The 12,214-nt window shown below is 33.4% G+C and carries 10 protein-coding genes; all 10 read right to left on the reverse strand.

The genetic code is table 11. From position 1 onward, the window contains the following. Positions 1–36 precede the first annotated feature (36 nt). On the reverse strand, positions 37–303 hold the full coding sequence (locus tag HMPREF1495_RS02960) for a hypothetical protein (RefSeq protein ID WP_034211921.1): 267 nt from the start codon (positions 301–303) through the stop codon (positions 37–39). 226 nt (positions 304–529) lie between these two features. Then, positions 530–994, reverse strand: a complete 465-nt coding sequence (locus HMPREF1495_RS02965) for a hypothetical protein (protein ID WP_034211923.1) — start codon at positions 992–994, stop codon at positions 530–532. Next, the gene (locus HMPREF1495_RS02970; protein WP_034211925.1) at positions 991–2,865 is read right to left on the reverse strand and encodes a T7SS effector LXG polymorphic toxin; all 1,875 of its coding nucleotides are present in this window, start codon (positions 2,863–2,865) and stop codon (positions 991–993) included. The genes HMPREF1495_RS02965 and HMPREF1495_RS02970 overlap by 4 nt, the downstream gene beginning before the upstream one ends. A gap of 15 nt (positions 2,866–2,880) precedes the next feature. Continuing rightward, positions 2,881–3,153, reverse strand: a complete 273-nt coding sequence (locus tag HMPREF1495_RS02975; RefSeq protein WP_034211927.1) for a hypothetical protein — start codon at positions 3,151–3,153, stop codon at positions 2,881–2,883. Between the two features lie 26 nt (positions 3,154–3,179). Further along, entirely contained in the window at positions 3,180–7,445 is a 4,266-nt protein-coding gene (essC, locus tag HMPREF1495_RS02980) for a type VII secretion protein EssC (RefSeq protein WP_034211929.1), read from the reverse strand. Further along, positions 7,442–8,509 (reverse strand): type VII secretion protein EssB/YukC, encoded by a 1,068-nt coding sequence (locus HMPREF1495_RS02985; RefSeq protein ID WP_034211931.1) that lies wholly within the window; start codon positions 8,507–8,509, stop codon positions 7,442–7,444. Before HMPREF1495_RS02985 ends, essC begins: the two co-directional genes overlap by 4 nt. Position 8,510: 1 nt before the next feature. Beyond that, a complete protein-coding gene (locus HMPREF1495_RS02990; protein WP_034211932.1) occupies positions 8,511–8,735 on the reverse strand; it encodes a hypothetical protein in 225 nt (74 codons plus the stop codon). Further along, entirely contained in the window at positions 8,725–9,114 is a 390-nt protein-coding gene (locus tag HMPREF1495_RS02995) for a hypothetical protein (protein ID WP_034211934.1), read from the reverse strand. The genes HMPREF1495_RS02990 and HMPREF1495_RS02995 overlap by 11 nt, the downstream gene beginning before the upstream one ends. An 18-nt stretch (positions 9,115–9,132) precedes the next feature. Then, the gene (locus tag HMPREF1495_RS03000; RefSeq protein WP_034211935.1) at positions 9,133–11,241 is read right to left on the reverse strand and encodes a membrane protein; all 2,109 of its coding nucleotides are present in this window, start codon (positions 11,239–11,241) and stop codon (positions 9,133–9,135) included. A 132-nt stretch (positions 11,242–11,373) separates the two neighbouring features. Further along, positions 11,374–11,616, reverse strand: a complete 243-nt coding sequence (locus HMPREF1495_RS13835; protein WP_034211936.1) for a hypothetical protein — start codon at positions 11,614–11,616, stop codon at positions 11,374–11,376. Between the last annotated feature and the right edge of the window lie 598 nt (positions 11,617–12,214).

Consider the following 12,214-nt stretch of genomic DNA (forward strand, 5'->3'; position numbering starts at 1 on the left):
ATGAATGATTTCGCATCAGATGTTTACGGTAATGTTTTACAAATCTCTGATTTTCTTTTTTAAGCTAATTAATTTATCTTCCATTTCCTGCATTTCTCTATCACTTTGTTTTTTAAATTCTGTGAATTCCTCCTCCATAAGTTCAGTTTCATTACAATACCCTAAACAATCTATCAATGTTTTATCTATTGCTCTGCACTCTCTGTAAATATCCTCACGTTCTTCTTTTTCAATAGTAAATTCTTTTAAAGCTTCTTCATATTCTTTATGTAATTTTTCTTTATCACTATCATATCTGTTCATCTTAAACCTCACACTTTTTAGGAATACCAGTAATTCCTGCGTTAGTCTACAACGCAAACCTATGATCTGTATAAAACCCAATTCCCAATCATTATATTTATTCTATCCCTTGTTTAGATCAAGTATTCTTCCGGACACTGAACCGGCATACTCTGACAAACACCACTATTATCATCTGTATCTCAATAAATAACAAAATACAGATGATAATAAATATAAAAGACATTTACTCAATAAATACATCTACATTAGGAAACATTGCTTTAATATCTTTATTTACTTTTACATGATACAATGATATCATATTTAAATTCTTAAAGTTTTTAGCAACATATATATTATTAAGTAAATTTTCCTCTTCATATATACTTGTGTCACCCTCATAAGCACTTCTATAAATAAGCCAAATTGAATCTACATCTTTGAAATACCTTATATCACTTATATTTTTAACATGATATTCTCTAAGATCTAATGACACCATTATTATATTTTCTAAGTCTTTCTTCCAGATAATTCCTAATATCGGCTTGTTTCTTTTCGTCGTAAATGACATATATGGTGCCTCAAGGGTATCCCTAACTGCTCTTTCAAATTCCTTATCATGAAAAAAGGCTATCTGATTCACAATGTATACAGCTACAATAACAAAAACTAACAATAAAATACCTTTTCTTTTATTTCCAGTCATTTCATTCTCCTAACAGCATTTTCAATATCATATGTAACCATTCCATCCTTTGACATTTCAGTTTCTAATATTTTCAGCATATAATCTATTTCGCTTGCTCTCTTAACTATATTTTCTTCTGTAATAGGATTACTTTCATCATATTTCATTTCCTTTGCATACTTTTCAAAATAACCACCTTTAGAAAAGTTTATGTTAAAATTCTCAATATATTCCGAAGTTGGCATTTCTTCCAGATCATCTATCCTGTACCTTGGAAAAATACCACAATTTTGAGTTTTAGCATCTTTTTTACCATCTTCTTCTACTACTGATGAAACATAAAATAAATTAAATGTCTGCACAATGTTACCTATAGATTGCATATATTTAGCTTTTTTATATAACTTTCTTTTTTCACCAACTGCTTCAGCTGATATTTCTTTTACCGAGTTTAATACTGTAACTGTATTACCTACTGTAGTAGCATATGCTCCTAAGGCAAGTGTCATTACACAATTTGATGAACTTTTAACTATGGTCTCCGGAAGTGTCTTATCAATTTCCATTCCATAATACACATACTCCATAGAACCTTCCAGTGCTTTTGATGCACCACTAGCTCCACTAGCAGGTTGACCTACTATAATACTCACATCTTTTTGTTGCTCATAAGGAGTAGTCCTTGTACCACCTACATCTCCTCCATATTTCAAAAAACTTATTATCAATTTATGGTATATATCTTGCTTTACTTCTACATTATATCCTTTACTTTTTGCCGGGTATCTATCACTTTCTCTACTATATAATTTGGTTGCTACAATCTTTGCATCATATGTTGATAACTCTGAAAATGCTTGCGAAAGTTGCATCCAATACCTTCTGTCTTCTATCAACTTACCAATATCACCTTGTTCATTTTTCACCTTAAAATTCATATATAAACCAAAATTATTTAGTCCACCAAGTATCTTATCCACCTTATCATTCTTCTTATAAATATCATTAACAGTATTGAAATACCCTTGGTGATTACTCATGGTTTTCTCATACTCATAGCAATAGTATACAGCTGTATTTATAAGCTCTACATACTCATCACCTCTACTTTCTACCATAAGCTTTGCTATCATAGTATATTCTGCCGCTTCAATATCTGTATTCAAACGCTCCTCCAAAGGTTTTGTCAGTATATTTTGAATTACAGCATTTGCACCTTTTAACTTATATATCTCTTCCAGTTCTTTAGTCCTTTCTTCAAGCTCCTTACGCTTTATATTGGCATAATATCTCGCTATTTCAGATTTTGCATACTGTATATTTACGCTACCCGGTGGTAGCAACATTTCTCCGGTAGCTTTATCCACATTTATCATCTTTAGGTAGTAATGCAATCTACTCAAATAATCCTGCCTTGACTTTACCTCATCAAATATTCCCGAAGTCTCATCACAAAACTCGTATATAATATCCAAGAGTTTTTCACATCTTGCTATCTTCTTCTCATAAAAATTAATAACTGAATTTCTTGGATGCTCCCTATTATATTCTCTATCAAGTCGTCTTTCATACTTTTCTTTTGCTGCGATTATTACATCTTCATCCAACTTTTCAAATCTTGGTAATCTGTCGGCTGCTACACCATATTTCACATTTGCATCATACTCTAAAGTCAAACACTCTATATACATCCTAAGAACAGGTAACAGCACACTCTCCGAGTATTCTCTCGAAGCATCCCAAGCCTTTCCGGTCAATATATCTTTAGTACCATTAAACTTATTTATACTCTCAACTATAAGCGAAACTTGATGTTTTGTATGATAATTTTTTTCTCTAATTGACCTTGTCTCTTCCAGTATATTGTTTCTATTTATATATATACCCATATGTCTCACCTCACATTATTTTAAAAACCAAAAAAATCCCCTATCTTTTTCCTGCATTGACTCACTTATTCCTTTTATACATTCTGTAAGATTTTCTATATAAGGCTTACATTCCTCCGTAAAGTCAGACGAGAATTCTAAGCACTCCATACAATCTGACTGCACATCTGCATTTGTACAATCAAGCCCGTTGTTTCCGCTCTCACGTAAAAGTTCACTACTGTTTTTTGCAATATCAACCCTCATATTGTCTGCTACTGCTGCATTATTTGATATTGTTCCGTTCATATACTTCTCCCTTCACCACAATAATTTTAAATTAAAGGTATTTTTACCTTTTTAATATCTCCACCTTTGAATACAAATCCGGTTCCAGACACAAACTTATAATTTCTGATTACAGGCATACGAATGAATGACTGCTCATCAGGTATTCCAAGTACCACACCTGAATTGATATCCTTCAACTTCTTTGTCAAATCATCAAACCCACGAAGTTCATTCGGAGTCACAGCCTCAACTATGGAAATACCGTAGTCTAGTAACTTCGGAATAAGTTTTTCCAAGTCTGTCCTTATGTCTTTGCATAGGTTAATAAATCTTTCTATATCGTCTATCACTATGACTACCTGTGTAAGTTCCATACAAAACTCTCTCAAACTCTTATCATTTTTTACTCTTTCATACTCACTTACCCTTCGATTCACCTCATCCTCAAGAAGCTTATAAAATGCACCTGAATCAGCTTCATTATTGAAGTAAAACTTGGCCATGTCCTTATACTCTCTGCCAAGTTCACTTCCGACGCTGTCACAAATGTATACCTCGGCTTCTTTTAGCTGTTCCAAAATCAATTTAAGTACATTGGTCTTTCCCGTGCCTTCCTTACCTACTACCATGTGGATATTGCCACATAATTCAAGGCTTTGCACTTCTATCTCATCTGTATCAAGTCCTATACCCGGTTTGTCTGCGCTGTCTGACAATACCATATCAACAGTTACAATCTCCGGCATTACCCTTATGCCGTCCGGCTTTTTACCGAGATTGGCCATATTAAGCTCTTCTATAAGTGCTTCTATATTTTCAGTATAATTTTCAAGCTCTACAGGAGTGTAACACTGCATTATATTTACCTCATCAAGCTTTATAAGTGCTCTTCCCTTTATCTCAGGTAACTGATATTTGCTTCTTCCGACTATTCCCAGAACATCGGTTTTATCAAACAGATAGCCGGCAATCTTATTTTTGAAATTATTTAGAATCGAATATCTTATTGCTCCCTGTCTGGTAGCGGATACCGCCATATATATTCCGATTCCTGCACCGTCTCTGCTAAGCTTATTTATAAATCCTTCCAAATCTATACTTAGTTCTTTCACTACATCATAATTATCAATAAAGATAATTATTGCAGGCAATTTTTCTTTGGCTTTTTCATTATAATTTGAAAAACTTATTGCATTCATCTTTGCAAAAAGCCTTTTTCTAAGCTTTATTTCTTCTTCAAGAATCCTTACAAGCTTTGTCAGCTTTTCCTCATCTTCAAAACTTATATAATCTGCCGTCTGTGGCAACTCTTTTAATTGTATAAGACTTGAATTACCAAAGTCCAAGATATAATAATGCAGACTCTCCGTTCTGTTTTTAAAGGCTAATGTCATGGCTATATTAGTCAAGAAAACAGACTTTCCGACACCTTGTGAACCGAATATAACGATATTTCCGTCTGTTAAAAAATCATGGATAAATTCTATCTGACTCTGGTTTTGCGGTATATCCACAATACCTGTTTCCGCCATAATATCAAGCTTATCATCCACAGTCTTCAATACTTCTTTATCTATATGCTTATTTACTATAACTTCAGGTAGTGACGGTAACCATGTTTTATCTACCGATACATATTCACCTTCATTATAGACATCTCTTATATATTCAACCACTGCTGCAAGTTGTGTGGTATTTGCCTTATTGTCCGAAGTATTATTATCTTCACTTATAAGTTCTCTTTGCCCCAGATTGTTTATTCTGTAAACTCTCCTGTCAAATCCTTCCCCTTCCGTCTCTTCATCAAAATATGCACCGCTGAAAGCAGATTGAAAAAGCTCATAAACCTCATTATTACCAACCTGTAAATATGCACGACCGGGATTGGTTATCTGTGCGGCATCCGGAGTCTTTATCACTTCTTTACTGTCTGCCACATCTTGAACTTTCAGCGCAAGCTTAAACTTTGAGTTGCTCCAAATCTGGTCATCTACAATACCTGACGGTTTTTGTGTGGCCAATATAAGGTGTACACCCAAACTTCTACCTATTCTGGATGTTGAAACCAGCTCCGCCATAAACTCAGGCTGTTCATGTTTCAACTCTGCGAATTCATCTGAAATAAGCAACAAATGTGGCAATGGTATAGCTACTTTTCCTGACTTATACAATTTTGTATAATCATTTATATTATTAACTCCTGATTCATTGAATATTCGCTGTCTTCTACCAAGCTCACTTTTAATAGAAGCCAAAGCTCTCATGCTCTCACTACCGTCAAGGTTTGTAATTGTTCCCAGTAAATGAGGTAAATCTCTAAACAGATTTGCCATTCCTCCACCTTTATAATCTATCAGTAAAAATCCGATATCTTCAGGTGAGAAATTTACAGACAGTGATAATATAATTGTTTGTAATATCTCAGACTTTCCGGAGCCCGTAGTACCGGCTACAAGTCCGTGCGGTCCGTGTGCCTTTTCATGCAGGTTTAAATATACTATATCATCTTTTGCTCTTACACCCACTTGAGTTGCCATGGACTTATAAATACAGGCTTCTTCCCACCTTTTTCTTATATTAAGTTCGTCCAATCTCTTAATACTAAACATTTCAAAAAAACTGATACTGTCAGGTATTTGACTGAATACCCCTTTGACATGCTTTAATCCTGAGAGTCTTCTGGCTTGTTTTTCCATATCTGTACCTTTTATATCATACAGCTTTATATCCTTATTCATGAGGAAGCCTTGATTAAGCACTATCTTCGCATATTCATTTCCATCCACCTTTATAACAGTCTTTATATAATCAGGCAGACTCTCCTGCTTGGCTGCACTGTATACCAGAGAAAATCCGAGTTTTTCACCACTCATTTGTAAATATTCCATTATACTGTGATTCACTACAAATATCGGCTCATCTAATATAAATACAAAATGTGGTGAAAACCTAAGTTCCTTTCTCTCTTCTTCCAACTTCATTTTTCGCTCTTTTAAAATGGTAGTTAGAGTTGCCAATACAAGCTCCGCATGATTGCCTGTAGATATAAGTGTACTCACATTTACACCATGTAGTCTAAGATGTGGATACCAAAACAAATTTGAAAAGACTTTACCTCCGTCCTCATTTGTTATAAGTATAATTTCCAAATCATGATAACTGTGAAAAAAGCAAAGCTGACTTATTATTGCCTTTTGCAGCTCATATACATACTTTCTTTCTCCTACCAATCCAAGATGTGTCTTTTTAAGATCTATAACATATGGAAGATTTTCTATTATAGAAAACTCTTTTCCCAGTTTCAGCATTTCTTCATACAATGCTTCACCTGAATTTTCCATATTCTCTTCATATTTTACTTGAAATAAAGGTTTCATATCAGAAGTACCTACTGATATATTAAGGAAATCTATATCATTGGAATCTCTTTCATAAATTCTGTTGGAATAATTATCACAAAGTGTCTCTATAGCTTTCATATCCGGATAATTAAATTTTAACGACTCTATCTGTTTTTTTCTAAGTCTGTATAAACTTCCTCGCTTATTCAACAAATACTTATTGTAGTTATCGGTTCTTTCTTTTTCCTGATTTTTCCTCTCCTTAACACTTTGTATACCTGTAACTATAGATACAACTATTGTAGCAACCATCATTCCTGCCGACATAAGTATGAATATACCTCTTTTTAACAGTATACCTACTCCTACAGTAATCGCTAATGTTAGAGCCGGTGCGGCAATCCTTTTTAATATAGCATTCTTATCTTTGGCAGGCTTGTTTGGAGGTCTCTTTATCTCTACAGACTCCGCCTGCATATCCATATATATTCTTGGCGATCTTCTATACTCACTTTCAAGCTTATCATACGAATTTATATTCAAAGACTGATTCAAACTTGAATTCAGTATATTTCCTGTTATTGATATTTTCTCTTTGCAATAGTCGACTTTTACACCGGATATAAAAATACTGTCGCCTTCAAAAAGTTCATATGCTCCATTCTCACATATTGCTCCGTTAATATACACACTGCCATATATGACTTTTAAAGTTCCGTCACAAATAACGACCAATATCTTTTTATCGGCTTTAATTAAAATATCACAAAACTCATCTGTACCTATCTTTAATATTTTTTGATCATACTTATAATCAGTTTTACTCGTATTCAACAAAAAAAATCCGATATCACCACCCGATATTCCATAATCAGATGCAAGTTCTATAGCTTTATTTTTATCAATATCATCTTTATCATATGAAATTTCAATACACTTTTTATTATTATAAAGGATCAATGTATTCATTCTTGCTTATTTACCCCCATTGATTCACTCAACTCTTTTATCTTTTTATCCAAATCACTTATAGCACTCTCTTTTTCTTCTCCTGTTATGTTTACATCGGCTTTTAGATATGCACTATGCTTGATATATGTGAATAACAAAAATTCATTGTTACCTATCTTCTTTGTAATATCCTCTGCCGTATCAAATTCACATCTTCCAAGTGCTATCCAAAAATCAAATATATTTGTATCTATATTAATATCGGTATACTCAAGTAAATTATCTCTTTGCTCGGTAGTCAAACCTTCCGTAAATATATATGATCTTGCCAATATATACTTCACGTCCTTCGGAAGCTTTTCAATTTTTATACTCTGTAGAGTGTCTTCAACCTTTATATAATCCGAACTCATATAACTTCCGTAGGCTGTTATCAGTTTTTCTTTATATGGCAATCTTACAAATTGTACAAAAATACCATATATAAGTATTCCCACAGCTATAAGAGCTGTAATCGGTATTGAAAGCTTTAATTTCTTGTATTCTGACTTCTTTACCTGCACCTTAGTATTAATGTTTGTTTCTCTCTCTTTTAAATATCTTTTCAGCAGTTCTTCTTTCAAACTTTTTGTGTCATCTATGTTTTTTATAAAACTCTTTTCAGGAACCTTTGCACTTCCACCGATATACTGTTCAAAAGTATATTTATTGTAGAGTACGCTTGAAACAAGTGCTTTATATTGAATATAGAAATCAGACTCTTTAGTTCTTTTGTCTCTAATAAGAATTTTCGGTACAAGATTTATGTCATATACTATATTTGAAGGTGAAAGGCAAAAGCAGTATTCCTCACTTAATTCCTCTATATCCGCTATATTAACCAAAAGCCTGTACTTCTCTTCTTTACTGAGTACATCTACTGTTTCAAACCCATATAGTCCTTCATCATCAAACTTGAATATACACTCATCATCCGTCTCTTCTATTTCGCAATCCAATAAATGTTTATTCTCATTTGCCAAAAGAAATCTGATTTCTTTTTCAATATTTAAATCAATGTTTTTTACTTTTATTTCAATCATATCATCTCCTTACCGCCACTAATCTGTCACCGTTTTTTATATTTTCCTCTTCCAATGTTTTATACGCACTTATCATCCTTTGTTGCATACATGAGAGGTAATAGTCGGAGAGTAAATCTTTTCTCAATACAAGGACGTCTTTTGTTATCTCACCTATGCACTGCTTGCTGTTCATACTTAAATCTATTTTTTTATCATCTATTTGTAGTGTAAAATCAATGTGCATGCTGTTTCCTCTTTCCATGATTCAATGCAAAAAGAAGCCCAATGCTTCCCATAAATATTAAAAATATTATAGAAAATATTGGACTTATAGTTTTTTCATCTTTATATGTCAAATTGTAATAGTCTGCCTTTGAGGTGAAAATATTAAGTTCTCTCATCTCTCGCTGTACAAGCTCCTTAGGTAACTGTTCATCATTGACGGTAAGTGTCAAATTATTTATAAGCTCATCATATCTTCTATTCTTATCAAGCTCCCGATTTTCAAGTTTTTCCCTACTTTCTTTGGTCAAAATATTGATATCGGGATACTGATCAGTAAGGGCCACTTTATTACTTTGGTCCCTTACCTTAAGAACATTAGTATCCAAATCCAGTTGCATAAATTACCTCTTTTAGGCTTAATCTTCTCTTTTAAACAATATATTTATCACCAGTGCCAGCAATACAATAAAGCTTATCGCTCCGACAGATATAGCCCCTTTTGTATATTTATTATCTAAAATGCTTTTCTTCTTTGACGGCATATTGTACATATAGTCACTTTGTACTTCTACGCTGCTGTCATCATTCGGTGATATCTCTACAGGGCTTGATATAAAGTTATATGCATCCTTATTTCCTATACTGCCTAGCCTTGTATATGAGAGCTTATCTGAAAAATCATTCATAAGCTCACTGTTTTCTGACTTAGTACTTTCCTTTTTACTTCTAAGCTCATTTACAACATCTATCACATTCTTCATTGTAGTGTCATAGGCTTTACCTATACTTTCATCATACATTCTGATATTTTCATCACTTACTCTCATGATGTCATAAACCTTTTTCTCATCATCCATCTGCTTATCTCTAAACTCGGATAATACCATACCGGTACTTCTCTCAAGTTCATTTGCAGCTCTTGACATATAACTGTCATTAAGATGTGTGTATGGATTGTAGTCATCCAGCAAATTTATATATCTTCTTTGTACATCATTAAAATCTCTTATCTTTTCATTTATCTCTGCCGACATATTTGATACCGAATTATCTATTACATCTTCTATATCATTTCTAAATGCATCATTCAGTTCCTCTATCGGGAAATTTAATGTTGTTTTTATTGTATTAAAATCTGTTTCAGCTGCTGTATTGAGTCCCGTCAAATATGTATTTGACCCGATAAAAGGATTCATTGTTATATTAAATGTAGGCACAATATTATCCGTCATACTGTTTATTGCATTGGACATTGTTGCCGTATTTATATTTTCACGCATGATTGCATCTGATGCGGTAGCAAGCTTTGAGAGAAGATACTCCCTCTCCTCTGTATCCATAACAAGTTCATGCATTATCACATTTTCGATATATCGCCTCATAAGCTCCATACCGCTTCTTTGTATATTTTGATACTCCTGTTCAAAAATTCTTCTATAGCTGTTTTCTATGATGCTGCTTATTTCGAGATTAATTCGACTACGTAGTGCGTTTGACTCTGAAGCAAGGTGCACATTTGCCTCTTCCTGCAAGGCATTCTTTGTCTGTTCATTCTGTCTCTTAAATATCTCATCAAACATATTAAAAGATGAATTTAACCTGTCATTATGACCGCTTAAAAGTCTTTCAATATTTGTAAGTCCATGTGAATATACACTGTTTCCGGAATTATCCCTCAGTGGTGTCAGACTTTCAAAAAATCTTCCAAAACTGTCTGTACCTGTTCTTACTTCTTCCCCTTCTCTCTTTATATTATCAAAGTTTCTTTCATTTTCTTCCTTGGCTTCTCTTAGTTCCCTTGAAAACGAATCAACTATATTTTCATTTTCTATATTATATTTATCCAAATCTATATCTGAAGGCTTAAAATCTATATTATTTTCTTTAACATTCTCATATCTGCCCAATAAACTTTCAGGAGATATGCTGTTTATATTGTCAAGGTCTATACTGTCGTTTTTTAGTATTACCTTTGTATTGTCCTGAGCTCTATGATACTCTTCCAATATTGCACTCACATATATAAATGTTATATTTTCACTTACAACAGATGCAAATGAATTTATATCATTTACAATACTTGCAAGTGATGCGTCATTATTATCCGCATTAACCGTATATTTTATTGTGGCTTTTTGTGGATCATTGTTTATACTCTCCACCGCCTTTGAAAATGTGGCAGGTATTACTATGTATGCACCATACTTTCCTGATTTTAATCCGTTTCTGGCATCATCCAACCCTGTCATGTAAAAATGTTCATTCGGAAGTGTTATTATCTTCCCGGCATAGTATGCTTTCTTTCCTTTTACCTTTACTCCGTCATCTAAGTTCACTACAGCTATATCTTTAGTAGACACCACTTTATATGACTTGTCACTTTCAATAATCTGATAATTATTAGCTGTATTAATATTTTGTGGAATCTCTGTATTTGCGATAGTTCCAAGAACTATACCGCTACATAGCATACATACACTTAACGCTACAGCCATAAGCTTCGTTGACTTTAAAATTCTCCCCATATATAATCCTCCAAGTCTATGTTATTTATTCCATGTCATCTGCTATATTCTTTTCTGTCTTAAATAAATTTGCCGAATTTTTCCTTCTATTTTTCATCCTGTTTCTATATCACTTTCCTCCATACATACCGGCTACAAACTTAGCCTCCATTCTCTAACATTCACTCTCCAAAAACTCAATTTCCTTAAACTGTCTGCGATATCTTCCATTTCAGGCAGTATCCTACCCTCCACCAAGTCATTCATTTCATCAAGTATATTCACAAGTTCTTTTGTTTTGGAATAGTCTATTGCTACTGCTCCAAAGTCGGAGGTGCCGTATACTTCATATTTCTTTAAATCCTCTAAATCTTTGTCTCTTACTATATTGCTCATTATGCTTAGCCTGTGTTCGGTTAAACTCATCCCAATCAATTTTTACATATTCCAACATATATACAAAATACTCTTTAATATACTTTACTATAAATGTATCTACCAAATATCCTACAAGCTCTACTCCCTCCTTGATCCGGCATGCTTTCCTCTAAAAGATATACACCTGATTGTCTCTTTCAAATGTACAAGCTTGCATTCCTTTAGGATTATGATCCGGATTTCCATCACCATCAGTATCTTCCCAACTCATATTTGAAATTCATGCTTTACCCAGTTCAGGTCTGTCTTTTATTACGGTTTTTATTACCGAGAGATTTTCGGCAATTGCCTTCCGGCATGAACTATCTAGATTGGCAATATCCTCAGCTCTTTCAATTATATTATCAACACTATAACCTTTTTTTAATCCGCCTTATCCAATGGTAAATGCTGTATAATATTGTAAAGTGCTTTCTCTTGCAATTCACCATTTGATGGAATGTTATCTGCCATGATTATCATGAAAAGATGTCATCCTTCACTCACTCTCAAAGTCCACTACCAACCAGTCCCACTATAAAACTATTATTAAAAGAATACCTCTTATTGCTTCTTC

Source organism: Lachnoanaerobaculum sp. MSX33 (genome assembly GCF_000512995.1).
Lineage (GTDB): Bacteria > Bacillota > Clostridia > Lachnospirales > Lachnospiraceae > Lachnoanaerobaculum.